Below are 23797 nucleotides of genomic sequence, written 5' to 3'. Positions count from 1 at the left end.
GCGCTCCCGGCGTTATTTCACCGCGGCCCAGACGCGTTGCACGTCGTCGTGGTCTTCGAGGGATTGCAGAAATTCGCCGACCTCACCGCGCTGGGCGTCGTCGAGGTCGGGGAAGTTTTTGGCGAGATAGCCGAGTTCGCTCGTGATAACGGTCCAGCCATTTTGCCCGAGCCAGACGGACACGGCGTGCACAGCGGAACGATCGGTGATGAAGCGGGCGCCGGTGCGGCCCTCGGGAATGTCGTCGTTTTGCTCGCTGGTGAGCGGCTCAAAATCGTTGGCGCCAGCCTCGATCGCGGCGGCTTCGAGATCGATGGCGGCGTCGGCGTGGTGCGCCTCGACGAGGCCGACGTGATCAAAGAGGAACTTGTTGCTACCGGCCGCGCCGAGGGTGCCCTTTTTGAAGAGCACGCGCATCTCGGGCGCGGTGCGTTGGTGGTTGTCGGTGTAAACCTCGACGATGACCGGGACTTTATGCGGCGCGTAGCCTTCGAAGACGATGTGTTCGAGGGTGAGCTTATCGTCGCCACCGCCGGCGCCTTTCTTGATGGCGCGCTCGATGACATCGCGCGTGACGCTTTGTTTGCGGGCCTTTTCGACCGCGGCGAAGAGGCGGGCGTTGGCCGCGACATCGCCGCCGCCGAGCTTGGCGGCCACGGTGATCTCTTTGACCACCTTGCCGACCGCCTGGCCTTTTCTGAGATTAACAATCGCGCGTTTTGCGTGGAGCCACTGACGTCCCATGCTGCGGAGAAAAGCGAGCGGACGGACGCAGGCAACGCGCAAATCGGGGACGGCGCGGGGGGCGCGCCGGAAATTGGGCGAGAATCTCAGGCCGGCGCGGGCGGGGTCACGCGCGCGGGCCAGCGAGGGGAAACGAGTTCAACGCAGCGGCCAGATGTGCGGCGCGAGGAGCATGACGAGGACGAAAATGATCAGCACGAGCGGGGCGCCGACGCGGGGGAAATCGCTGAAACGATAGCGGCCGGGGCCGTAAACCATGAGGCACGCGGGCTCCAAGGGCGTGATGTAAGAACAGCTCGCGGCAATCGCGATCGTCATGGCAAACGTGCGCGGGTTGAGGTGGAGGTTTTGCGCCGTATGAATCGCGATGGGTAGAATCACGGCGGCCGCGGCCTGGTTGGACATCGGTTGGGTGAGCGCGACGGTGAGAAGGAAAAATCCCGCGAGCAGCCACAAGGGCGAGGCGTGGGCGGTGACCCCGGCGACGAGCGACGCGAGATATTCGGCGGTGCCGGTGGCGGTCATGGCGGCGCCGAGGGCGAGCATGCACGCGATGAGAATGACGACGCGCCATTCCACTTCGCGGTAAGCGTCGGCCGGCGAGACGCAGCGGGTGGCGAGCACGGCGAAGGCGCCGAGCAACACGGCGACGGCGAGCGGCACGAGATTGGTCACGGCGAGCGCCAGCGAAGCGACGAAGATGAGCGTGGCGCGCCAGGCGCGGGCGTGGTCGATGGTCTGGTCCTCGACGGCGTTGAGGATGCTGATGGCGCGGTCGGTATTGAGGCGCACCAAGCGCGTGCGGCGGCCTTGGATCAACAGCACGTCGCCGACGCGCAACGCGATCTGGCCGAGTTTGCGGAGGAGGTTGCGGCCATGGCGGTTTACGCCGAGCACTTGGAGGCCGAAGTTTTCGCGGAAGCCGAGGCCGCGCAGGGTGCGGCCGATGAAGGGCGAGCCGGGCACGATGAGGGCCTCGACCAACGCGGCATCTTCGCTGCGGAGGTCGGGTTCGGAGAGCGTCATCTCCGGACGGATTTCGATGCCGGCGGTATCCTTCACGTGGAGGACGTCGGCGCGTTCGCCTTCGACGAGGAGCACATCGCCGGCGGCGATCACCATGTCGCTTTGGGGAAGGAGATAGCGTTCCCCGCGGACGACGCGAAGGACGGAGAGGTCGAGTTCGCGGCCGAGGTTGGACTCGCCCAAGGTCTGGCCGACCAGGGGCGAATCGGGCAGGACGAGGACCTCCGTGAGATAGGAGCGCATCCCAAAGGTGTCGAAGGCACCTTGGGCGGAGGCGCGTTCGGGAATGAAACGGCGGCCGATAAAAAACATGTAGAGCAATCCGACGAGGGCGATGGGCAGGCCGACGGGGGTGAGTTCAAACATCGTCATCGGCCGCAGGTGGGCGGAGGTGAGGAGGCCGTTGATGACGAGGTTGGTGGACGTGCTGATGAGGGTGACGGAGCTGCTGAGGATGGAGGCGAACGCGACCGGCATCAGCAGCCGCGAGGGGGACGTGCGGGCCTTCACCGCGAGGCCCATCACGACGGGCACGAAGAAGGCGGTGGCGGCGGTATTGCTGATGAACGCGCTGAGCGTGCCGACGCCGAGCATGATGACGAACAAGAGGGGGTTTACGCGGGTGCCGGCGTATTTGAGAATCGCGCGGCCGGCCAGATCGACGACGCCGGTTTTAAGGAGGGCGGCGGTCATGATCAACAGCCCGAGGATCATCAGGACAGTATCGCTCCCGAAGCTCGCGAAGGCGCGTTCCGCCGGCAGCAGGCCGGTGAGGACGAGGGCGAGCAGCAGGCCGAGGCCGACGACATCGGCGGAAACCCATTCGAGGGAGAAGAAAACCAGCGCCACCGCAATCAGGCTGAGCAGCAGACCGATTTGGAAAGTCACGCCGCCAACTGTGTGCCGGGCGCGGCGCGAGTTCCCGCGCGCGTTGGCTGGTAAGCATCGTGCGGAACAAGGTGTTGGAAACGGAGCCCGCGACCGCGGTAGAGGGCGGGCCGTTTCAGGCTCGTGATTCGGGCAAAATGCCTTTCGGTGAGGGGCGCAAGGCGACCTTGCACCCGGGGGTTCACCGCGCCGGATCCGGCGATCCAGCGAGCGGCGGAGGCCCGAGGGCGCAGCGACCTTCCAAGTCACCCCGAATGCGATACCTTTATTTGTGTTTCCTGTTGCTCGTGTTCCCGGCGTTGCTGGGGGCGGCTGCGCCGTTGCGGATCGGAGTGGAGAACAACTCGGATCCGCTCTCGTATGTGGATGCGAACGGACACCTGACGGGCTTCACGGCGGATTTTCTGGCGGCGTTGGAAAACACCGGGCGCGTGGATTTTGAAATCGTGCCCGGGTCGTGGGCGCACGTGCTGGAGGAGTTTCAAGCCGGACGGCTGGACGCGCTGGCGAACGTCACGATCCGGGAAGAACGGCGCAAGGAGATGGATTTTTCCATTGGGCACGCGTTCGTGCATGGCGTGGCGTATTTCCGGCCGGACAGCCCGCACGTGCATCGGACGGCGGAGTTTGCCGGCAAGCGGATCGCGGTGCTGTCGGGCAGCATCGGGCACACGAACGCGATGGAGCATGGCGGCTGGGGCGCGACGATCGTGGCGTATCCCACCTGGCCCGCGGCGTTGAAATCGGTGCAAGACGGCCAGACGGATTTCGCGTTGTTCATCCGCAGCTACCGGCGGGCGGGCAATGATCCGTTCTCCCGGTTCGAGATGGAATACATCGACGACGTCATCCACGAATACCGGGTCGCGGTGCACAAAGGCGATGCCCGCAGTCTGGAGCGGATCAACGACGCGATCGCCACCGTGCGCAGCAACGGCGTCTTCGATCGCATTTATGCGAAGTGGATCGGGCCGCTGGAGCCGCATCCGATCCGGCTGGCGGACTTGCGGCCGTATGTGCTGCCGGGCGGGCTCGCGCTGGCGGCGATCGTGGCGATCTTCTGGTGGCAGCGGATGATGTTGAAGCGGCTGGCGCGGCGGAGCGAGGCGTTGCGCGTGAGCGAGGAGCGGTGGGGGTTTGCCATCGAGGGAGCCGGGGACGCGGTCATCGACGTGGACATCAAAACGGGCGCAGCGGTGCTCTCGCCGCGGTGGGCGCAGATGCTGGGTTACGCGCCGGAGGAATTGGGGGCGACATTGCAGGAATGGATGGGACGCATCCATCCGGACGATGCGCCGGCGATGCAGGTGGCGTTGCACGAACACATGGCGGGGCGCACGCGCAGCTGCGTGAACGAACACCGGTTGCGGCGCAAGGACGGCAGCTATCTGTGGGTGTTGAGCCGGAGTCTGGTCGTGCGCCGCGATCCGAGCGGAAACCCGGTGCGGTTGATCGGCACGACGTCGGACATCACGGAGCGCAAGCAGAGTGAAAAGGCGTTGCGCGATGCGCGGGCGGCGGCGGAGGAATCGGCGCGGTTGAAGTCGCAGTTTCTGGCCAACGTGAGCCACGAAATCCGGACGCCGATCAACGGCGTGATCGGGGCCGTGGGGTTGTTGACGGACACGGAATTGACGGAGAATCAGCGGGCGCTCGCGGCGATCGTCGGCACGAGCGCGCAATCGCTGCTCACGATCATCAACGACATCCTGGATTTCTCGCGCATCGAGGCAGGGCAGCTCGTGTTTGAGGCGACACCGTTCGACATTCGTGAACCGGTGGAAGGCTGCCTCGAATTGCTGGCGGATCGCGCGGCCGCAAAGAATCTGGAGCTGGTTTACCTGATCGACGAAGGCATGAAGACGCGGCTGATCGGCGATGCGGGCCGCCTGCGCCAGGTGCTGGTGAACCTCGCCGGCAACGCGGTGAAATTTACCGAAACGGGAGAAGTGGAAGTGCGCGTGCGGCAGGTGGCGGAAGTGGGGCGGAGCGTGCGGCTGCGCTTCGAAGTGCGGGATACGGGCATCGGAATTACGCCCGAGCAGCAGGGGCGGTTGTTTCAGCCGTTCGTGCAGGCGGATGGCAGCACGACGCGGAAATACGGCGGGTCCGGGCTGGGGCTGGCGATTTCGCGGCAACTGGTGGGCTTGATGGGCGGCGAGCTCGGCGTGGAAAGCGCGGCGGGGCGCGGGTCGACGTTTTGGTTCACGGCCGAGTTTGAAGGGGCGGAGGCGGATTACCGGGACCTCGCGGCGCCGCCGGCGTGGCGCTCGCTCCGGGCGCTGGTGATCGACGATCACGAGCGGAGCGGCGAGGCGTTGCGGCGGCAATTTTCGGCGGCGGGACTCGATTGCTCGGTGGCGGTTCGCGGCGGGGCGGGGATGACGGCGTTACGCGCGGCGGTGCGCGCGCAGCGGCCATTCGCGCTCGTGGCGATCGACATGAAGTTGTCCGACACCACGGGGTTCGATCTGCTGCGGCAGGTCCGGTCGGAGCCGATGCTCGCGGGACTGAAAACGATTCTCCTCACCACGATTCGCGAGCCGCTCTCGCCGGAGGAACTGGCGGCGTCGGGCGCGGATCGCGCGCTGGGAAAGCCAGTGCGGCACCGCGCGCTGGAGGAAGCGCTGCGCGCGTTGCTGGGGCGGGAGCAGCGGGAAAACCCGACGCCCGCCCTCGGCCGGAACGATGCGGCGGCAGGTCTGGTGAAGGACGGCCCGGCGGTGCGCATTCTCGTGGCGGAAGACAATCGCGTGAATCAAACCGTGATCCGCAAGCAGCTGGAGAAATTCGGCTACGACCCGGTGCTGGTGGAGAACGGCAGACAGGCGGTCGAGGCCGTGAAGGCGGAGGTGTTTGATGTCGTCCTGATGGATTGCCAGATGCCGGAAATGGATGGCATCGAGGCGACGCGGCACATTCGCGCGTGGGAGGTCGCGCAGAGCCAGAGTGGCTCAGAGCGCCGGCCGGTGCATATCGTGGCGTTGACGGCGCACGCGATCAAAGGAGACCGCGAGCAATGTCTCGCGGCGGGGATGAACGATTATCTTTCGAAGCCCGTGCGAGCGGAAGACATCGCGGCGGCGATCCAACGAGCGCCGCGGAACAGTTGAAAGGGCTCGCAACCATGAAGATTCTCTTTGTCGCCGTGATGAATTTTGTGCTGGTGGGTGCCATGAGCGCTCAACCGGCGGAGCCGTTGCCGAAAGCGGATCGGGAGATCGCCTTGTATGAAGGAACGCCGCCGGGATCAGAGGGCTGGAATCTGACCGAGCGGACGATTTTCAATACGGAGGTGGGGCTGGAGTTCACGCAAAACGTGGCGCGCCCGAGCCTGCTCTATTTTGCGCCGGCGGCGGGAAAGGCGACCGGCACCGCGGTGATTGTCGCGCCGGGCGGAGGCGGGGTAAACCTCACGATCCGATTCGAAGGGACGCGGGTGGCGCAACAACTCGCGCGGGCGGGCGTGGCGGTGTTTGTTTTAAAGTATCGCCTCGTGGCTCATCCGACGGATTCGTCGATGTCGAAGGCGTTTCGCCGCGACGAGAAGGGGATTGTAATCGAAGGGCCGCAAAAGGGTCAGGACGTGCGGGCGCTGGCGTTCGCAGATGCGGAGCGGGCGATGGCGTATGTGCGCAGTCACGCGGCGGAGTTTGAGTGCGATCCGCATCGCGTAGGCGTAGTGGGATTTTCGGCGGGTGGAGAAATCGCGTGTCACCTCGTGGCGGGGCCCATGGAGACGCGCCCGGATTTCTTTGCGCCGATTTATGGAGCGAGCGGATTTGCGCCGCCCGCGGCGGACGCGCCACCGGTGTTTCTCGCGGCGGCGGCCGATGATGTGTGGGGCGCCGATGGTTCCCTGGCGTTGTTCAAGGCGTGGCGGGAAGCGAAGCGGCCGGCGGAGTTGCATATTTTTCAGATGGGTGGCCACGGGTTTCTTGTCCGCGGCGGCGGTGGCGATCATGTGCTCGACCGTTTGGAAGAGTGGATGCGCACGAACGGTTGGCTGGAGCGGGCGAGCGCCAGGCGCCGAGCGCGAGCGGAAGATTAAGCGCGAAGATCGCTGCAGCGGTGCGAAGCTTCGCAGGCCCGCAACCAAGCGGCGTGGCGGCGTGATTTAGCGCAGGGCGAGCCAGGCGTAGGCGGCGGCGTAGAGGGTGCACTGCGTGAGCAGCAGGGCGTAGCCGAGGCGGAGAAGCGGAGTCGTTAAAACAGGACGAACGTTGAGCCAGGGGAGCACGCAGAGACGTCCGCCCCAAAAGAGCGCGGTCGCACCGCAAAGCGCGCGAGCGAGCGGTGCACCGGCGACGAGCGTCGGTGCGAACACGAGCGAGAACAGGCCGAGGACGGCGATGGTCGCGCCGATGGAGAAATTTTGCGCGATGGCGAAGCGCCGATGGATCGGCGGGAGCGCGGCGAGGTTTTTATCCCAGTCGGGCGGAATGGGCGTGAAACAGGCGAAGGTGAGCGTGACGAAATGAAACGCGCCGGCCAGGCGGACGGCGAGGATCCAGAGCGCGTCGGGGGCGGGCATGGGTAGTCTCACCAACTGTAGCTGCGGCGGACTTTCAACTCTTGGTAAAGCTCGGCGGGCACTTCCAGGAGGAAGCGGCTCGGGTTGAGGAGCATGCCGCCGGGGCCGGCGCGCGTGGCGACTTTCGGATACGAGAGATAGAGTTCGTTTTTCGCGCGCGTCACCGCGACGTAGAACAGCCGGCGTTCTTCCTCGACGTCGCCGGCCTCGATCGAGCGGCGGCCGGGAAACTGGCCGTCGGCGAGGCCGATGACGAAGACGACATCGAACTCGAGGCCTTTGGATTGGTGGACGGTGGTGAGCTTGACGGAGTCGGGCGGCACCTCGACGTGGCGGTCGCTGGTTTCGCCGTTCATCAGGGCGACTTGGGAGAGCATTTCGCCGATGTCGTCGAAGCGGGCGGCGAAGCCGATGAGGGCTTTGAGTTCCTCAAGGCGGTCAATGTAGTCGGCGTATTCGCCTTTCATGTAATCGCCATACCAGCCATCGATCGCGGTCGAGATGACGGAGTCGGGTTTGCCGGTGCGCATGACGTCGGAGATTTGTTTGAGCGAGGCGCAGAAATTCGCCCACTCGTCGCGGGCGTCTTTGGACACCTTGGATTTGACGTCGTCGGTGGCGAGGGCGTCGATGAAATCGCGTTGCATGAGCTTCGCGTGTTCGGCGGCGACGGCGTGGATCTTCTGCGCGCCCTTTTCGCCGACCTTGGGGAGGAGGACGGCGATGCGCAGCCAGGCGGATTCGTTGCGGGGGTTCGCGACGAACTGGATGAAGGCGATGAGGTCGCGCACGTGCTGGCGTTCGAAGAATTTGACGCCGCTGGTGATCTGGTAGGGCACGCCAGCGCGGGAGAGCGCGAGCTGCACTTCCAACGCGTGGAAGTGCGAGCGGTAGAGGATGGCGATTTCGCCCGGGGGGACGCCCTCGTCCTCGATCAACGCGCGGAGGCGTTTGAGAATGAACTCGGCTTGCTCGCGGTCGTCCATGACCTGGACGACATAGGGCTTTTGGGAGTTTGCGCGGGAGGCGCGGAGTTCCTTGTCGAAGTGGCGGCCTTTGGGCTGGGCCTCGAGCACGCCGTTGGCGAAGGAGAGAATCTGCGGGGTCGACCGGTAGTTGGTCTCGATGCGGTGGATGACGGTGGCGGGATGACGGTCGGGGAACGTCATGATGTTTTCGAAATCGGCGCCGCGCCACGAGTAGATGCACTGGGCGTCGTCGCCCACGGCCATGATGCGGTGATGGGGGGCGAGGGTGTCGATGAGCTGGGACTGGATGGTGTTGGTGTCCTGATATTCGTCGACGAGGAGGTGCTGAAAGCGTTGTGCGAAATAGGCGGCGACCTCGGGGGATTTTTGGAGGAGCTGGAGCCAGAGTTCGAGGAGGTCATCGTAATCGACGACGCCTTGCTCGTGTTTCTTCTTGGCGTAGGCGGCGGCGAAGGGCGGCAGCATGAGCTTGATCTCGCTGTATTGCTGGAACTGGCGCTCGACGGTTTCGATGACGGATTTCTGGGTGTTGCGCGCGAGCGAGAGGACGTTGAAGAGCGGACCGGGCCGGGGGTTGGTCTTGTCCTTGAAGAAGAGTTTGTCCTCGGTCTCGACGACCTGCTTGAGGAGGGACTCGGATTCATCGGCATCGAGGATGGTGAAGTTTCTCGGGAGGCCGATGGCGTCACCGTAGATGCGAAGGGCGCGGTTGCCGATGGAGTGAAAGGTGCCGCCCCAGAAGCGGGAGGGTTCGACGCCGGTGAGATCCTGCACGCGATGCAGCATTTCCTTGGCGGCTTTGTTGGTGAAGGTGAGGAGGAGGATTTCGCCGGGTCGGACGCCTTGGGACAGGAGGTAGGCGACGCGGTAGGTGAGTGTGCGGGTCTTGCCGGAGCCGGCGCCGGCGAGCACGAGGAGCGGACCGGGCGTGGCGGTGACGGCGGCGAATTGTTCGTCGTTGAGCTGCGCACGAAAATCGATGGGCGGAAAGGCGTCGGGCGAGCGCGAAGAATCGAGGACAAAATCCATGAATAAACCGGCAGGATGAAACGAAGCGCGGGCGCCGCCAGCCTGTTTGTGCGAAAACAGGCGCGAGGCGGCGACCAAGGGCGCGGCCGAAAAAATTTGAGATGCGGATGGCCAAGCGCGGGGCGAGGATTATCGTGCAGCATCGCCCCGCGGTCGTGACTGCGCGCGAGGCCGCTTCAACCCCAACCCCGGAGAACGAACGATGACGACAACGAATGGAATGGTGGAATCGCGTCTGAACATCCGCGCTGCCTTGTGGGCGGGCGTGATCGGAAGCCTGGTGTTTCAAGTGCTGGAGATCGTGCTGATCCCGCTGTTTGGCGGAGGGAGTCCGTGGGGGCCGGCGCGGATGATCGCGGCGATGGTGCTGGGCCAGGGCGTGCTGTCGCCAGCAGGGACGTTCAGCCTGCCGGTCGTGGTGACGGCGTTGGTTGTCGATATCGTGCTGGCGATGATTTATGCCGTCGTGCTGGCGGCGATCATCCGGCGGTGGAGTTGCGGTGCGGCGGCGGTGGCGGGCGCGGTGTTTGGCGTGGTGCTTTATGTGATCAATTTTTACGGGTTCACGGCGTTGTTTCCGTGGTTCGTGGTCGGGCGCAACGGCGTGACCATTTTCACGCATGTGGTGTTCAGTCTGACGGTGGCGCTCGTTTACAAACGCGGGCAAAGAGTCGCCTCGCCCCCGGCGGGTGCTGCGCTGGCGTGAGCTCCGCGGACGGAGTGGTGAGGCGGAGAAGCGGTATCATCGATCTAAGAAACTTCGGCTGAGGACGTTGGTCCTCGTGACGTCACATGAACCTCAATCAACCCTTGGACTTGAAAACTATGCTTTCGACGGCGCTGCTTGGCGCGACGCTCGCAGCGGCGGCCACGGCGGCGGCGGCGGAACCGGCGCTCACGATTTACAACCAGAATTTTGCGGTCGTGCGCGAGACGGTGCCGCTTGATCTGAAGGCGGGTGTGAACGCGGTGAACTTCGCGGGCGCCACGCGGATGCTGGAGCCGGACTCCGTGGTGTTGCGCGACCCCACGGGGAAGGTCGCGCTGTCGATTTTGGAGCAGAGCTACCGGGCGGACACGTTATCGCAGGGGTTGATGCTTTCGCTGCACGAGGGGAAAGCGTTGGACTTCATCGTGCGCGATGAAAACGGCGCGGAGCATGTGGTGTCGGGGAAGGTGATTCGCAGCGGCTATGCGCCGGGCGGAAGCGCGGATGCGCCGATCATCGAAGTGGACGGGAAGCTGCGGTTTTCGCTGCCGGGCGAGCCGATTTTTCCGGCGTTGAGCGATGCGGGCGTGCTCAAGCCGACCCTCGCGTGGCAGATTGAGAGTGAAAAGGCGGCGAAGGTGAACGCTGAGCTCGGTTACGTGACGGGCGGATTTTCGTGGAAGGCAGCGTATAACTTCGTCGCGACCGAAAAGGGCGACACGCTCGACGTGGTCGGGTGGGTGACGATGACGAACAACAGCGGGCAGACGTTCGAGGACGCGGCGGTGAAGCTGATGGCGGGTGATGTGAACAAGATTCAGGATGAAGACAAAGTCGTGCTGTCTGCGTTTGAAGTGCGGGCGGTGTCCAAGTCTCGCATGCCTCCTCCCGTCACCGAAAAAGCTTTCGACGAATTTCATCTCTACTCGCTCGCGCGGCCGGTGACGTTGCACGATCGGGAGACGAAGCAGGTGGAGTTCATGCGCGCGGAGCACGTGAAGGCACCGAAGGCGTTTGTTTACGACGGGCAGGCGGACGCGACGAAGGTGGCGATCGTGCGGGAGTTCAAAAACACCGAGGCGAACGGCCTCGGCCTCGCGCTGCCGAAAGGGCGCACGCGGTTTTACCAGCGCGACGCGGATGACGGGCGATTGGAGTTCATTGGCGAAAACACGATCGACCACACGGCGAAGAACGAGGATGTGAAGATCGAAGTCGGCAAGGCGTTCGACATCGTGGGCGAGCGCAAGCAGACGGATCAGAGCAGCAGCTCATTTCAAAAGCGCTCGGAGCAAGGAGTGGAGATCAAGCTGCGCAACCGGAAGACCGAGGCGGTCGAGGTGCGCGTTGTGGAGCATCTCTACGGACCCAACTGGAAGATCATCGAAAAGTCCGATGAGTTTAAGAAGAAGGACGCTAACACGATCGAGTTTACCGTGCCGGTGAAGCCCGACGAAGAGCGCACGGTGACGTATCGCGTGCGGTATGAGTGGTAAGGCAATGCGGACGCTTCGGCGTTGCGTAGTGGTGGGAGGCGCGGACACTGCGCAGTGAACCCCGCTCGCTCATGCCCGATCCCAAAATCGCCCAGAAGAGTCCTTTTGTGAAAGCCATGCCGGCCGGCACCTATTGGTGGTGCGCGTGCGGGCAGTCGGCGAATCAACCGTTCTGCGACGGCTCGCACAAGGGGACGGGTTTAACGCCCAAAAAGGTGGAGCTGGCGGAGGCGCAAACGGTGGCGTGGTGCGGGTGCAAGCACTCGACGAACGGCGCATATTGCGACGGGTCGCACAAGCGGGTGTAAAGCGTCGGCGGGGAGACGTGAGAGCAGGCCGGACGAGACGGCAGACGGGCCCAATCTCACGGGCCAAAACCGGCCGGGCGCGACGGGGCGGCGAGGTCAACTCGCGGGCTGAATTGGCAGGAGGTAGTCGAGTGCGCTGTCCGCACCGCCATCGCGAAAGCGTTCATCATAGCGTTCGAGTTCAGGACCGTCGGCTGGGGCGAACTTGGAGGCGGGTAGCCACGTGCCCCACGCAAAGTTGATTGTGCGGACGAGTTCAGAAATCAAACCGTGGTGGGTGAAGAGGGCGTAAGTGAGCGGGGGAACCGACCAACGGCTCATGCCGGCAGGCGCGGGCGTGTCGGATGATGCAGATACGCCGGCCAGATAGAGGAGTTCGTCGTCGCGCGTGCGCGCAGGCGGAGGCAAGCATCGACACGCGCCGTAAGAAGAGGCGTCAGTCACACCGGTGATTTCGTGGCGTCGGGAAAGCAGTGCGCGCCACAGCGGCGGAATGACTTGGAGGTTGGTTGCGTCGGGCGACATGGCACTGATGAAACGGGCCTCGAAACCGATCAGCGTGAAGGCGGGGAGTGAAACGATTTGGGGTGTCATGGGAGATTGCGCGAGGCGTTGACGCAAGGAGGCGGCGTTGAGTGGCGGGCGGGTGGCGGCCCATGGAAACGTCGTGCGTCGCCGAAATTCGGAGGGCGTGACAGAGAACGCAGTTTTGAAGGCGCGGGTGAAGGCCTCGTGCGACTCGAATTGATACTCCAGGGCGATATCGAGAATGCGGCGGGAGGTGTGACGCAGTTCGTGAGCGGCGGAGGTGAGGCGGCGTTGGCGCAGGTAGCTGGCCACCGTTTTACCGACGGCGGCGGAGAAAACACGTTGGAAGTGCCAGAGCGACAGCCCGGCGGCGCGGGCGAGTTCTTCGAGCGTGACGCGGTCGCGCAAACGGGTTTCGGCGAGATCGAGGGAGCGTTGCAGCCGGGTAGCCAAGTGCATGCAGAAACGAGACTACCATCCTTCCAGGTGCCCGGCTTGATGTTTTGTGCGAAAATGACGCCGCGGAAGTCTCCGAAGGCCTGGGAAGATGGCCTGCTTTTCAAAAAGCGCTACGGTGATCTGGTCGCGCATTGACGGCGGGCGCGGGGCGGATTGGTTTCGGGCCGCATGTCTCGCACCTCTGTTGCCCCGGCCGCGCTGGCGGCGTTCAGGAATCCCGCGGCGGCGTTTCGCCCCGCGCCGTTTCTCGTCTTCAACGACGAGTATGCGCCGGGCACGGGAGAGGCCTCGATCACGCGGGCGTTGGAAGGCTTGAAGCGGGTGGGCGCGGGAGGTGTGTTTTTGCATCCGCGGCCGGGTTTGATCACCGAGTATCTTTCGCCGCGCTGGTTCGAGATCATCCGCCACGCGATCCGCGAGTGTCTGCGGCTGGGGATGGTGCCTTCGCTTTACGACGAGAACAGTTACCCGAGCGCGTGCGGCGGCGGGCACACGCAGAGCATGGCGCCGGAGGCGCGCAACCGCTACGTGAAGGCGATCACGGGCAATCGCGTGCGCGACCTGCCGGAGCGGATCGTGTCGCTGTATCGTTTCGACGGCGAAAAACCGACGGTGCGGGTGACGGCGGCGGAGTTGAAGAGTGGGGACGCGTGGGTGGCGTTTACGGAGAACGACCAGGCGATGATGTCGTGGCACGGAGAGACGACGACGCCGTGTCTGGTTGATCCGCGCGTGGCGCCGGCGTTTTTGGAGAACACGTTTGAGCGTTACAAAAAGGAGCTCGGGCCGTTGTGGAAAAAGGTGGGGGCGATGTTCACCGATGAGCCGCATCTGCCGGGCGAATGGCACGGGCCGCTGAGTCCGGGGTTGTCGCTTACGCCGTATGTGTTCGGGCAATTTCAGACGCGGCGGGGCTACGACTTGCGCGACCACCTCGACGCATTGTTTTACGACGTGGGCGACTACCAGAGTGTGCGGCACGATTTCTACGACCTGATGCACACGCTGTGGGTCGAGAACTACGCGAAGCCCACGTTCGACTGGTGCCGGGAAAACGGGATTCCGTTCACGGGACACTTCCTGGAGCACGACTGGCCGTGTCCGTTTGCGACACCGGGGCATGTGCATCTGTCAGCGTTTTTCGACTGGCCGGGGACGGATCTGCTGCTTTGCGACACGCTGCTGGGGCGCACGAAGCACGACTGGCAGAATTTCTATCCGACGAAGGCGGGACAGGAACCCCTGGCGTTGCTCTACCTCCGCCAGACGCTGACGGTCGCGAACCAATACGCGCGGCCGCGCATCATGGACGAAAGCTGGGGCGCGGGCGGCAACGATTCGACGCCGCACGACTGGCTGCGCATCGGGCGGTTTCTCGCGGTGCACGGGGTGAGCGTGTTTGTGCCGCACCTGACCTACACGACGATTCGCGGGCCGAGGAAAGCGGATCATCCGCAGACGTTTTCGCCGCACAGTCCGTGGTTTGAACATCTCACGCCGGTGCACGACGAGATCGGGCGCTTGTCGTGGGTGGCGGCGCAAGGGCGGATGGAAAACCGCGTGCTGGTGCTCGATCAGCAAACGACGGCGTTTCTGCACGCGACGAAAAGCACCTGCACGCCGGCGCCGCGGCTGGGCGACGAGCCGGCGGAGGACACGCAGGCGGCGCATTTGCGGCGGCTGTCGAGTTTCGCGCCGTTCACGGAGGCGATGGGTAATTTCTCGCAGGCGCTCAACGACGCGCAGATCGACTTCGACTACGGCGACGAATACATCCTGGAGGAACAAGGCCGCACCCTGAAGGGCGGCAAAATGAAGGTCGGCGCGCAGACTTATGCGCTGATCGTGTGGCCGGCGAAATCGACGAATCTTCGGCGGGCGACGGCGGAGCTGTTGGAGAAATACCTGGCGAACGGCGGCGTGATCGTGGGGCAGGTGCCGGATGCGGTGACGATCGACGGACGCCCTTCGGACTGGTTGCTGCAGACCCGTCGGCGCTGGCCGAAGGGTTTTGTGGTCGGCGCAGATGACGCAGCGACAATCGACCTGGTGCGGGAGCGCGTGGCACCGCGGCTGCAATTTGCGGCGGGCGGGCGGCATGGTTGCACGCACATGCGGCGCGTGAGCGAAGACGGGGAATGGTGGATGATTTTCAACGCGTCGCACGAGGCGTTGAGCGAAACCGTAACGTTGCTCACGCGCAGCGGCGTGGTCACGCAGCTTGATCCACGCGATGGCGAATCCCGGGGGCTGTCGGTGGAGAAAGCGGGGACCGGGGCGTGGCGGGTGGCGTTGGAAATCGCGCCGTGGGGCGCGGTGGTGCTGCACGTGGCGAAGACGGGCGCGGCGAGAGCGGCGAGCCCGGCGGTGGCGGAGCGCGCGGCGGGCGCGAGCACGAGTAGGAGCACGAGCGTGCGCGCGGCGGCGGAGAGCGCGCGAGAGTTGGAACTCGTGGCGGTCGAGCGCGAGGGGCGGAATGTGTGCGCGATCGACTATTGTTCGCTGGAGGCTCCGGGATTAAAAGTGCCGCCGACAGAGGTAAACGCCGTGAACGAAAAATTGTGGCGGGCGCATGGGTTCATGACGAACGGGTGGATGGGAGTCATCCAATACCGGCGGCAGATGCTCGCGCGGAACGACGACATGGTGCCGACGAGCGGCGGCGTGGCGCGCTACACGGTCGAGGTGCGGCGCGGCGCGGAGTTGCGCGGGGCGGAGCTGGCGGTGGAGACGCCGGAGTTGTGGGACATCGCGGTGAATGGAAAACGGCTGGATTTCGCGAAGGCCGCGCTCTGGCGTGACGATGCGAACATTCGCCGGGCACCCGTGGGGCGACTGCTGCGCGAAGGAAAAAACGAGATTGTGCTGACGGGGCATCCGTTCGACGTGCGGCGGGAGATCGACCGGTTGCTGTTGCTGGGCGACTTCGGTTGCGTGTCGGCGAAACAGGGTTTCGCGCTGGCGCCGACACGGGCGCTGAAGCTCGGGTCGTGGCGGGAGCAGGGGCTGCCGTTTTACGATGGCGAAGTGGCGTATCGTTTCGCGCTGCCGAAAGGCGCGTCGCGCGGCGAACTGGTCATCGGAGCGCACGACTGGGCGGGCTCGCTGATCGTCGTCGAGCAAGGCGGCGAGCGCGTGGCGCGGCTGTTGGAGGCGCCGTTCGCCGTGCAACTCGACGCGGCTCAGGGACGGGAGGTGACGTTGCGCGTCGTGGGCCTGCCGAAGAACGTGCTGGGGCCGTGGCATTTTCCGCGGAAGGAGCGGAAGTGCGCGGGGCCCTACATGTGGCGCAGTCCGGAGGTGGTGACCGAGCCGCAGCCCGGCGAGAAATACGATCTGCTCGATCTCGGCTTGTTCGCCGCGCCGCAGTGGCGCGCGTTGGAGTGAGGAGGGCGGACGACGGCGAGGTTTGTCGCGAAAGACGCGAGGGCGGGGAAGCGGCTTGGGCGAGGCGCCCAGGCCGCGCGCGAGTCGCGTGCGCTCCCCGGACCACGGAGCCGGACCTCAGCGCCGGATGCGGGACGCAGGACCGTGGAATGCCGGGAAAGAAGTGCGGCTTGGCGATCGACTGCCGAAGCGCTCACGCACCCCGCGACGAGGATTCAAGCCCGCCACTCCATGAACCAGTGCGAGAGGGTTTCACTTGTGACGGTGAAGCCGAGGCGCTCGTAAAAGCGGCGCGCGGGATTCACCTTGAGCACTTGGAGGCAGAGCGGCAGGCCGCAGGCGGCGGCTTCATCCTGCACGGTGCGCACGACCGCGGCACCGAGTCCGCGGCTTTGGTGCGCGGGCGCGATTTGGATATTCGCCAGAAATATTTCGTGGGGCCGGTGGACCAGTTCAAGCAGACCGACGTCGTGGTGGCCGGTGGTGATGACGTTGACGGTGGCGGGCGAAAAGTTGCGGCGGAAGAAGGCTTCCTGTGCGACCTCATCCCACGAGCCCCAGGTGTTTTCCACGTAGCCGCGCATGGTGTCGCGTTTGAGTTGCCAGAGCCACGGGTAGTCGGCCTCGATGGCGGGACGCAGGGAGAACGCCGGCGGGGACACGGGCGGGGAGTTCGTCAGAGGAGGACGAGGTCGTTGCGGTGGACGACTTCGAGGCGTTTGCGCTGCGGGTAGAGCGCACGGACTTCATCGCCGTGGCGACGGGCGATGGCGGGGATTTCTTCGGCGGCGAAGGTGGTTTTGCCGCGGGCGAAGACGAGACCGGCGGGGTCGGCGATGTTGACGATATCGCCGGCGGAAAATTCGCCGAGCGCGCCGGTGACGCCGACGGCGAGGAGGCTGCGGCCTTGTTCGCGCAGGATGGGGACGGCGCGGGCATCGACGGAGAGCGTGCCGGCGGGACGCTGGAAGTAGGCGAGCCAGCGTTTCCGGGCATCGAGCGGCAGGCCGCTGGGGACGAAAAATGTGCCGGGGCCGTGGCCGGCGAGGAGGCGGCGGAGAATCTCGGGCTCCGCGCCGCTGGCGATGAAGACGCCACAGCCGGCGCGGGTGGCGAGTTTGGCGGCGGAGATTTTGCTGATCATGCCGCCGGTGGCGGTCTCGCTCGTGGTGCCGCCAGCCATCGCTTCGATGGCGGGGTTGATGCGATCGACGACGGGGACGATGCGGCCGGTGCCGCGCAGGTCGATGAGGCCGGGAGCGGTTGAGAGGATGAAGAGGTATTGCGCTTCGACGAGGCTCGCGACCATGGCGGAGAGCGTGTCGTTGTCGCCGAACTTGATTTCGGCGGCGCTCACGGTGTCGTTTTCGTTGATGACCGGGATCGTGCCGTAGGCGATGAGCTGGCGGAGGGTGGCTTTGACGCCGAGGTAGCGCGCGCGCACGCGGAGGTCGTCGTGCGTGAGGAGGACTTGGGCGACGGTGAGGTCGTGCGCGTGAAAGCCGGTCTCCCACGACTGCATGAGGCGCGATTGACCGATGGCGGCGCAGGCTTGTTTTTTGGCGACGTCCTTGGGCTTTTTGGCGAGTCCGAGGGCGCCCATGCCGAGGCCGACAGCGCCCGAGGAAACGACAATCACTTCGGTGCCGCGCGCGCGGAGGGCGGCGATCTCGGCGCAAACGGCGGCGATGCGCTGCGTATGGAGTTCGCCGATGCCGGAGGTGAGCACGCCCGTGCCGAGTTTAACGACGATGCGTTGGGGGGCGGGCCGGGTGGCGGCGGAAGCGGATTTCGTCACGAGGGAAAAGCGCGAGGCTTCACCGGGCGGCTCCGGCGAAAAGGGGAGATTTCCACCGAGGGGCGGGCGATGACACGCGCGAAGGGCGGTCGGGCGGCGAAGCAGGCGGACGTGGAGGTCGAGGACGCGGGACGGCGTCAGACGGTCAGCAAGTCCTTCTCCTTGTGCGCGAGGTGCTCGTTGATGTCTTTGGTGGCTTTGTCGGTGGCCGCCTGGATGTCTTTTTCGAGGCGCTTGGCTTCGTCTTCGGGGAGCTTGGCTTTTTGCACCGTGGCGATGGCATCGCGGCGGATGGTGCGCACTTGCACGCGGCCTTCTTCGGCGAGGCGGTTCGCGGTTTTGACGAATTCCTGGCGGCGTTCGCGGCTCATCTCAGGGAGGGGCACGCGGACGATTTTCCCGTCGGGGATGGGGTTGAAACCGAGGTTGGCTTCCTGGATGCCCTTGACGATGGACTTCACGAGGGCGGCGTCCCACGGCTGAATCTGGATGAGGCGGGCATCGGGCGTGCTGATGGCGGCGCATTCTTTGAGGCGCATCTGCGAGCCGTAAGCGTCAATCATGACGCCCTCGACCATGGTGGGCGTGGCTTTGCCGGTGTGGATCGCGCTGAATTCGTGCAGCGTGTATTCCACAGCCTTGTTCATCTTTTGCTGAGCTTCATTGAGAATCGGGTGGGACATGGCGGGAAGGGAGAGGGAGATTAACTGTGCACGAGCGTGCCGACCTTTTCTCCGAGGATGGCGCGCTTGATCGAGTGCTCACTGTTGAGATCGAACACGAGGATGGGAACGTTGTTGTCGAGACAGAGTGAAAACGCGGTGGAATCCATGACGTTGAGGCGCTGTTTGAGGGCGTCGATAAACGTGATCTCGTCGTATTTCACGGCGTCGGGAAATTTCTTGGGGTCCTTGTCGTAGATGCCATCGACCTTGGTGGCCTTGAGGATGATGTCGGCGTGCATCTCGGAAGCGCGGAGCGCCGCGGTGGTGTCGGTGGAGAAGTAGGGATTGCCGGTGCCGGCAACGAAGATGACGACGCGGCCTTTCTCGAGGTGGCGCATGGCGCGGCGCAGGATGAACGGTTCGGCAATCTGGTTCATCGGAATGGCGCTTTGGACGCGGGTCGTGACGCCCATTTTTTCGAGGCAATCCATGAGCGCGAGGCCGTTGATGACGGTGGCGAGCATGCCCATGTAATCGCCGGTGGTGCGATCGACGCCGCGTTTCTCGCCGTTGAGGCCGCGGAAGATGTTGCCGCCGCCGATGACGACGCAGACCTCGACGCCGAGGTCGTGGACTTCCTTCACCTGCAGGGAAGTTTTTTCGAGAGTCGCCGCGTCGATGGGATCGCCGGATTTGCCACCGCGCAGCACCTCGCCCGAAAGCTTCAGGACGACGCGTTTATATTTAGCTCCCGGATCGACCGCCAATTGCGCACGCATACCGTGCAGGAAACGATTGAGGAAAATCCGCGTCAATGCCTGAGATGCATTGAGCGGCGCGGCCGCGAGCGAAGCTGGGGAACGGCGCAGCGGAGTGTCGAGGGTAAGTGCGAGGAAAGAGTTGGCCGGGGTGCGAGCGGTGGAGAGTCGGCCGGGGTGCGAGCGGTGGAGATTGAAAGGTCGAATCGACGCTCGGAGGCGGGCGGGGCGAGAAGGTCGTCGGAGGAAGGAAGGGACGGCGCGGGGAGAATCAGGGAAGGTGGGCGCCTCAAATCGGGTGAGCGGAGGAAGGGGTTGACAGGTGGAAAACGGGTCGCGAGATTCCGCCTTCGATTTTTTACGGCGGCCATAGCTCAGTTGGTTAGAGCACTTGATTGTGATTCAAGGGGTCGCGGGTTCGAATCCCGTTGGCCGCCCCAGTTTGGAACGGGAGAGGAACCCGAGCATGCGAAGAAAGAGGCGCATTGCGTAGCGAAAGGGATGGGCGGAAGAAGGTGGCACCAGGCCAGCCGGTTCTCTCCGCGCGCCGGTTAATGGACCTTTTGCAGCTTCTACTCAGGTTCCAACTGGCGACGAAAAGGCCTGCGCTACCAGCTCAATTTCAGCCCGCGGCAGACGATGCTTCCCAGCTATTGTCCGCCACTCACTAAAGGCAGTCTGCACGCGTCGCACGATCTCGTCGGCCTGCGTTGCACTCAGTCCGTAGAATTCGGCCGTGGCGAACGCTAGTGTAACGTCAGGCGTCGGATCAGTGGCGTCGATCGCGAGCTGGTGGTGAGTTCGTTCGTTGTTGGGATTGAGATCGTAAGCGGGTGCAAGCCGCCAGCCGTCCGCAGACAAAATGAACCCGTGGTTGCGCAGGTGGTCGTCGCGATTCGAGACGAGAATGTTGAAAACGATGCGCGTCCAAAGCTCGCGGAGGTCGGCATCTTTGTGCGCGGGACTGCCTCGCGTGCTGAGAAATTCCGCGAGTTCGAGATAGCTGGCGTTCTCGCCGTCTTGCCGGTTGAGCAACGTCAGCGCCGAGACGAAGAAACGCCGCTTGCCGTTCGCGAGTCGGTCGAAGCGGCGGCTGGCAAACGTGCGGTGACGGCCTCCCAAGCGCAGTAGTTGAGTGTCGGGGACGTTAATACCGGCGGCTTGGGCGAGTTGATGCACCACCATTTCCCACGTGCCGATGTCGCGGCGATCCTCGCGGCTCGGAAATTTGGCGATCCACAAGGCTCCGTCGGGGTCGGTAAAATTGGCTTTGGGCCGCGTTCCACCAAGGGAACTGCCGGGGGCTAGAAGCGCGGTCAACCATTGGCGAAACTCCGGCAGTTCGTCGGCATCCGGTGCTTCGAGGGCCAGCGACGCGGCTTCGAGTTCGCGCAGCGAGGCGACGGGCGGTGCTGCGAGATGATGGTCGTTGTCTAAAAACGGTGAGGCCGCGTCGCGTCGAAAGCGTAAGGCTCCCATCCGGCAACTGTCATGCACGCCGAGGAGGTAGTCCCATTCCGTGAGTGCCCGGGCTGGTCGTTTCTCTTCGCGGGCTTTGAGTGTTTCGCGTCGATCGAGCAGTAGCCGGCCCCAGCGGTCGGGTGTAGAGTCCGTGAAAATCCGGAACACGCCGGCTGGCTGGCCCGGATAGCTTTCGGCACCGTGTAGTTGCAGATCCGGATCGATTTCGAAGGTGTTTGGACGGCGCAGCCATTCGGGATCGTAGGCAAAGGAAAAGGTATGGCCGGTGGCGCTGATATACGGTTGGATCGCGAGGAGCGGCGACGAGTGGTTCGTGGCGCGCTGGTCGGAGGAGCAACTTCAACTTTGGCGCGGGCGGGCGCTCACGGATGACGAGCTGCACGCGGGATTCGGTGTTCGCTGAAGAGATGCAGCGGCGGTCTTAGAGACGTGTCGGTGGACGCAAGCGCACCGTAACGCGGCAGGACGAGAGGAGCAGCGCGAGAGATCCGCCGAGGGTCGGCGGCGGATCTTGGCTGGGGCTGCTTCAGCCTCTGCGGCGGAAGCCGCCCATAAGGAAGATGATCAGACAAATGAGGAGGATGAGGCCAAGAGCGCCACCGCCAATGGCCGGTCCGCCGAAATAGAATCCGCCGCCGCCAAACAAAAGGAGAAGGATGATGATAAGTAGAAGCAGGTTCATGCCTGCAGAATAACAAATCCGGCGGCTCGTTTCCATCGGGCATTATCCGCGATCACCTATGCGCATAAAGCACGGCACGTTGCCGCAGCGGCTCCATCAGCTATCCGGCCCAGACAGGAGGCGCCGCAACGATCTTCACGAGAGGAACGCGCGTCGGCACCGTATAAGGGCCAGAAGTCGTGAGACGCTGATGTCGGGCTATAGTCAAAAGGCAGCGTTGAATATAGCGATTCCTCAGCGCGTTTGCGAAATACTTTCTCGTCGCACGGACGGGCGGCGGTGGTGCTGGAAATCGCGGCGTCGACGGGAGTATGGGAGATCCGAAATACTCCGGGTATCCGGACATGCTGGTCGCACCTTCCGGGGAGTTCCCCCATGGGGGAGCGATTGACGCGCGAGGGTGGCTCTTCAGGTTGGGCGGTTGCCTCATGCCGTTTCTTTCCGCCATAGACGTAACCCAGTGCGATCCGCAGGTGCGCGAAATCTTCGAGGAGTTCAAAGCGGTGAAAGGCGCGCCGTTTGTGCCGAACTTCTTTCGCACGCTGGGTCACGCGCCCAACGCGGCGCGCGGCACGTGGGAAGTCTATCGTCAACTCAGCCAGCACGGGACGGTGCCGTCAGTGTTAAAGGAAATGATTCTCGTCGCGGTCTCCGCCGAGCGCGCCTGCAAATACTGCGAGGCGGCCCACTCGGCGTTTTGCAAGATGCTCGGTTTGGACGACGAATCGCTGGCACACCTCTCGAACGGGCTGCGGACCTTGAAGCCGAAGCGCACGGCCGAGGTGATTGAGTTCGCGGTGAAGGCCGGACTCAACCCGCAGGGGGTGACGGCAGAGGACTACGCTCGTTTGCGGGCGCACGGTTTGTCGGATGCCGAGTTAATGGAAATCGTGGCGATGGCCGCTTTCTCAGTGTATGCAAACGTGGTTGCAGATGCCACGCAGATGGAGATCGATCCGGAACTTCGACCGGCGCTGGCGCCCTGAATGCCATGGTTTCCACGCCACCCATCGGAAGCGTGCACCAGCGCCTAGCCAACAATGCCAAACGCCAGTTCCTGCTGCTGGACTTTGTGTCGTTCCTCGTGGGCGTGCGCGATCTCGAGTCGGAGTGGGTGCCGGTCGTCGCACGGTTGAAATGGCTGGTCGATTTTGACCGGCTTGATTTCGCGGCCACGAACCGGGCGGGAGAGCGGGAGATTCGCACGTTGTTCACGGTGGACGACGGTGCGGCCCAGTGGACTTCGCGGGGGGCGTTTGACCGGTTCACGCAAGCGGGTGGGGCGGCCATGCGGGTGGGGGTGGACGGGGATGCGGAAGCCAACTTAGCGGGCTTTCGCGGTCTGCTGCTCATGCCGATCCGACGAAGTAACGTGAGTTACGGGGTTTTGTGTTTCGTGACGAAGGAACCGGCGGGCTACGACGCGGAGGATGAGGAAGTGGTGCACGCGGCGGCGGTGCACTTTGGATCGGTTTTCGACCGGATGGAGGCGGGACGACTGGCGGCCAGACACGCGGATGCGCTCCGCACGATGGAGGACTTAAAGGCGTTTGCGCATTCGGTGGCGCACGATTTGCGGACGCCGCTGCGCTCGATCCGGTCGTTCACGATGGCATTGCGCGAGGATGCGCGGGAAGCGCTCCAGCGCGAACATCTCAGCCACCTCGACCGCGTCGATCACGCTGCGGTGCGCATGGAGGAACTCATTCGCGCGCTGTTGGGGTTCACTGAGCTGGGTTACAGACCGGTGCCCTTGGGGCCGGTCGCAGTGAGGACGTTGGTGGAGGAAGTGATCGCCGACTCGCAGGCAGGAAGGGGGGCGGACGCGGTATTCGAAGTGGCGGGCGAAAACAAGGTGGTGACCGCCAATGCGACGCTCCTTTACCAAGTTGTGCAAAACCTCGTGAACAACGGCCTGAAATTTGTGCCGAAGGATCGGACGCCGGTGATCCGCGTGGAACTGGAAACGCGAGGCGGTTGCTGCCGGATTTGGATTCGCGACAACGGCATCGGGATCGATCCCAAATTTCACGAACAGATTTTCGAGGTATTTTACCGGCTGCACGACAACGCGGAGTTTCCCGGGACTGGCGTAGGGCTGGCGATCGCGCGGCGCGCCTGCGAGCGGATGAGCGGCCGGATCGGGGTGGATTCCAAGAGGGGAGCAGGCAGCGCGTTTTGGGTCGAGCTGCCTTTGGCGACTCCGGCGGCCGCTTGAGGCAGCGCGGTTGAGGGACAGAGAGAGGGAGCCGGAAATGCGGGGTGAGGGCACCGCGCCTACATGGAGAATGTTGCGCGGGGCGAGCGCATCGAAG

General features: G+C 64.2%; 19 protein-coding genes, 1 tRNA gene and 1 pseudogene. 9 read left to right on the top strand and 12 right to left on the bottom strand.

The annotated features are described in order from the left end of the window. Positions 1-12: 12 nt before the first annotated feature. Positions 13-744, bottom strand: a complete 732-nt coding sequence (locus K0B96_RS11465) for a YebC/PmpR family DNA-binding transcriptional regulator (RefSeq protein WP_220161033.1) — start codon at positions 742-744, stop codon at positions 13-15. Positions 745-882: 138 nt separating this feature from the next. Next, positions 883-2658 carry an SLC13 family permease gene (locus K0B96_RS11460; RefSeq protein WP_220161032.1) on the bottom strand — a complete coding sequence of 592 codons (1776 nt, stop codon included), beginning with the start codon at positions 2656-2658 and terminating at the stop codon, positions 883-885. Positions 2659-2912: 254 nt separating this feature from the next. Here K0B96_RS11460 and K0B96_RS11455 point away from each other — a divergent pair, with 254 nt between their 5' ends. Continuing rightward, positions 2913-5771, top strand: coding sequence for a response regulator (locus K0B96_RS11455; RefSeq protein WP_220161031.1), 2859 nt, complete (start codon positions 2913-2915; stop codon positions 5769-5771). Between the two features lie 14 nt (positions 5772-5785). Further along, positions 5786-6709, top strand: a complete 924-nt coding sequence (locus K0B96_RS11450) for an alpha/beta hydrolase (protein ID WP_220161030.1) — start codon at positions 5786-5788, stop codon at positions 6707-6709. A 66-nt stretch (positions 6710-6775) separates the two neighbouring features. On the opposite strand, the gene K0B96_RS11445 is transcribed toward K0B96_RS11450, so the two are convergent. Continuing rightward, a complete protein-coding gene (locus K0B96_RS11445) occupies positions 6776-7192 on the bottom strand; it encodes a hypothetical protein (RefSeq protein ID WP_220161029.1) in 417 nt (138 codons plus the stop codon). An 8-nt stretch (positions 7193-7200) separates the two neighbouring features. Next, entirely contained in the window at positions 7201-9288 is a 2088-nt protein-coding gene (locus K0B96_RS11440) for an ATP-dependent helicase (RefSeq protein WP_255558630.1), read from the bottom strand. A 124-nt stretch (positions 9289-9412) separates the two neighbouring features. On the opposite strand from K0B96_RS11440, the gene K0B96_RS11435 reads away from it, so the two are divergent. The 3 genes from K0B96_RS11435 to K0B96_RS11425 all read left to right on the top strand — a co-directional run bounded on the left by K0B96_RS11435 (position 9413) and on the right by K0B96_RS11425 (position 11723). Further along, positions 9413-9916: a hypothetical protein gene (locus tag K0B96_RS11435; RefSeq protein ID WP_220161028.1), complete on the top strand. Its 504-nt coding sequence runs from the start codon at positions 9413-9415 to the stop codon at positions 9914-9916. A 119-nt stretch (positions 9917-10035) separates the two neighbouring features. Then, the gene (locus tag K0B96_RS11430; protein ID WP_255558931.1) at positions 10036-11415 is read left to right on the top strand and encodes a DUF4139 domain-containing protein; all 1380 of its coding nucleotides are present in this window, start codon (positions 10036-10038) and stop codon (positions 11413-11415) included. Positions 11416-11486: 71 nt separating this feature from the next. Further along, positions 11487-11723, top strand: a complete 237-nt coding sequence (locus K0B96_RS11425; RefSeq protein ID WP_220166530.1) for a CDGSH iron-sulfur domain-containing protein — start codon at positions 11487-11489, stop codon at positions 11721-11723. Between the two features lie 96 nt (positions 11724-11819). On the opposite strand, the gene K0B96_RS11420 is transcribed toward K0B96_RS11425, so the two are convergent. Continuing rightward, positions 11820-12710 carry an AraC family transcriptional regulator gene (locus K0B96_RS11420; protein ID WP_220161026.1) on the bottom strand — a complete coding sequence of 297 codons (891 nt, stop codon included), beginning with the start codon at positions 12708-12710 and terminating at the stop codon, positions 11820-11822. Positions 12711-12878: 168 nt separating this feature from the next. On the opposite strand from K0B96_RS11420, the gene K0B96_RS11415 reads away from it, so the two are divergent. After that, entirely contained in the window at positions 12879-16097 is a 3219-nt protein-coding gene (locus tag K0B96_RS11415) for a hypothetical protein (RefSeq protein ID WP_220161025.1), read from the top strand. Positions 16098-16312: 215 nt separating this feature from the next. Here K0B96_RS11415 and K0B96_RS11410 read toward each other — a convergent pair whose 3' ends face one another. From K0B96_RS11410 to pyrH, 4 genes are all read right to left on the bottom strand, one after another. Next, positions 16313-16759, bottom strand: coding sequence for a GNAT family N-acetyltransferase (locus K0B96_RS11410; protein WP_220161024.1), 447 nt, complete (start codon positions 16757-16759; stop codon positions 16313-16315). Between the two features lie 14 nt (positions 16760-16773). Beyond that, the gene (proB, locus tag K0B96_RS11405) at positions 16774-17895 is read right to left on the bottom strand and encodes a glutamate 5-kinase (protein ID WP_220161023.1); all 1122 of its coding nucleotides are present in this window, start codon (positions 17893-17895) and stop codon (positions 16774-16776) included. Between the two features lie 137 nt (positions 17896-18032). Then, entirely contained in the window at positions 18033-18578 is a 546-nt protein-coding gene (gene frr / locus K0B96_RS11400; RefSeq protein WP_220161022.1) for a ribosome recycling factor, read from the bottom strand. Positions 18579-18598: 20 nt separating this feature from the next. After that, complete coding sequence (pyrH, locus tag K0B96_RS11395) at positions 18599-19339, bottom strand: UMP kinase (RefSeq protein ID WP_220161021.1); 741 nt, start codon at positions 19337-19339, stop codon at positions 18599-18601. 342 nt (positions 19340-19681) lie between these two features. On the opposite strand from pyrH, the gene K0B96_RS11390 reads away from it, so the two are divergent. Beyond that, positions 19682-19758: transfer RNA gene (locus tag K0B96_RS11390), tRNA-His, on the top strand. A 136-nt stretch (positions 19759-19894) separates the two neighbouring features. On the opposite strand, the gene K0B96_RS11385 is transcribed toward K0B96_RS11390, so the two are convergent. The 3 genes and pseudogenes from K0B96_RS11385 to K0B96_RS11375 form a co-directional block, all read right to left on the bottom strand. After that, the gene (locus tag K0B96_RS11385; protein ID WP_220161020.1) at positions 19895-20797 is read right to left on the bottom strand and encodes a type II toxin-antitoxin system HipA family toxin; all 903 of its coding nucleotides are present in this window, start codon (positions 20795-20797) and stop codon (positions 19895-19897) included. A gap of 87 nt (positions 20798-20884) precedes the next feature. Then, a pseudogene (locus tag K0B96_RS17695) lies at positions 20885-21076 on the bottom strand (HipA N-terminal domain-containing protein); the annotation flags it as partial. Between the two features lie 250 nt (positions 21077-21326). Continuing rightward, the gene (locus tag K0B96_RS11375; protein ID WP_220161019.1) at positions 21327-21482 is read right to left on the bottom strand and encodes a hypothetical protein; all 156 of its coding nucleotides are present in this window, start codon (positions 21480-21482) and stop codon (positions 21327-21329) included. 428 nt (positions 21483-21910) lie between these two features. On the opposite strand from K0B96_RS11375, the gene K0B96_RS11370 reads away from it, so the two are divergent. Continuing rightward, positions 21911-22468 (top strand): carboxymuconolactone decarboxylase family protein, encoded by a 558-nt coding sequence (locus K0B96_RS11370; protein WP_220161018.1) that lies wholly within the window; start codon positions 21911-21913, stop codon positions 22466-22468. Positions 22469-22473: 5 nt separating this feature from the next. After that, on the top strand, positions 22474-23700 hold the full coding sequence (locus tag K0B96_RS11365; protein WP_220161017.1) for a sensor histidine kinase: 1227 nt from the start codon (positions 22474-22476) through the stop codon (positions 23698-23700). The last annotated feature ends 97 nt before the right edge of the window (positions 23701-23797 follow it).

The sequence above is a fragment of the Horticoccus luteus genome (assembly GCF_019464535.1).
Taxonomy (GTDB): Bacteria; Verrucomicrobiota; Verrucomicrobiia; order Opitutales; family Opitutaceae; genus Horticoccus; species Horticoccus luteus.
The sequence above is the reverse complement of the archived record's forward strand: the minus strand, read 5'-3'. Positions and strand labels throughout refer to the sequence as shown.

What these genes read in the sequence shown, in the direction of transcription:
- K0B96_RS11445 (WP_220161029.1), bottom strand. Translation starts at nt 7,192, where the DNA reads ATGCCCGCCCCCGACGCGCTCTGGATCCTCGCCGTCCGCCTGGCCGGC.
- K0B96_RS11415 (WP_220161025.1), top strand. Translation starts at nt 12,879, where the DNA reads ATGTCTCGCACCTCTGTTGCCCCGGCCGCGCTGGCGGCGTTCAGGAAT.
- K0B96_RS11450 (WP_220161030.1), top strand. Translation starts at nt 5,786, where the DNA reads ATGAAGATTCTCTTTGTCGCCGTGATGAATTTTGTGCTGGTGGGTGCC.
- K0B96_RS11435 (WP_220161028.1), top strand. Translation starts at nt 9,413, where the DNA reads ATGACGACAACGAATGGAATGGTGGAATCGCGTCTGAACATCCGCGCT.
- frr (WP_220161022.1), bottom strand. Translation starts at nt 18,578, where the DNA reads ATGTCCCACCCGATTCTCAATGAAGCTCAGCAAAAGATGAACAAGGCT.
- K0B96_RS11365 (WP_220161017.1), top strand. Translation starts at nt 22,474, where the DNA reads ATGGTTTCCACGCCACCCATCGGAAGCGTGCACCAGCGCCTAGCCAAC.
- K0B96_RS11375 (WP_220161019.1), bottom strand. Translation starts at nt 21,482, where the DNA reads ATGAACCTGCTTCTACTTATCATCATCCTTCTCCTTTTGTTTGGCGGC.
- K0B96_RS11430 (WP_255558931.1), top strand. Translation starts at nt 10,036, where the DNA reads ATGCTTTCGACGGCGCTGCTTGGCGCGACGCTCGCAGCGGCGGCCACG.
- K0B96_RS11465 (WP_220161033.1), bottom strand. Translation starts at nt 744, where the DNA reads ATGGGACGTCAGTGGCTCCACGCAAAACGCGCGATTGTTAATCTCAGA.
- K0B96_RS11385 (WP_220161020.1), bottom strand. Translation starts at nt 20,797, where the DNA reads ATGGGAGCCTTACGCTTTCGACGCGACGCGGCCTCACCGTTTTTAGAC.
- K0B96_RS11370 (WP_220161018.1), top strand. Translation starts at nt 21,911, where the DNA reads ATGCCGTTTCTTTCCGCCATAGACGTAACCCAGTGCGATCCGCAGGTG.
- K0B96_RS11425 (WP_220166530.1), top strand. Translation starts at nt 11,487, where the DNA reads ATGCCCGATCCCAAAATCGCCCAGAAGAGTCCTTTTGTGAAAGCCATG.
- K0B96_RS11455 (WP_220161031.1), top strand. Translation starts at nt 2,913, where the DNA reads ATGCGATACCTTTATTTGTGTTTCCTGTTGCTCGTGTTCCCGGCGTTG.
- pyrH (WP_220161021.1), bottom strand. Translation starts at nt 19,339, where the DNA reads ATGCGTGCGCAATTGGCGGTCGATCCGGGAGCTAAATATAAACGCGTC.
- K0B96_RS11420 (WP_220161026.1), bottom strand. Translation starts at nt 12,710, where the DNA reads ATGCACTTGGCTACCCGGCTGCAACGCTCCCTCGATCTCGCCGAAACC.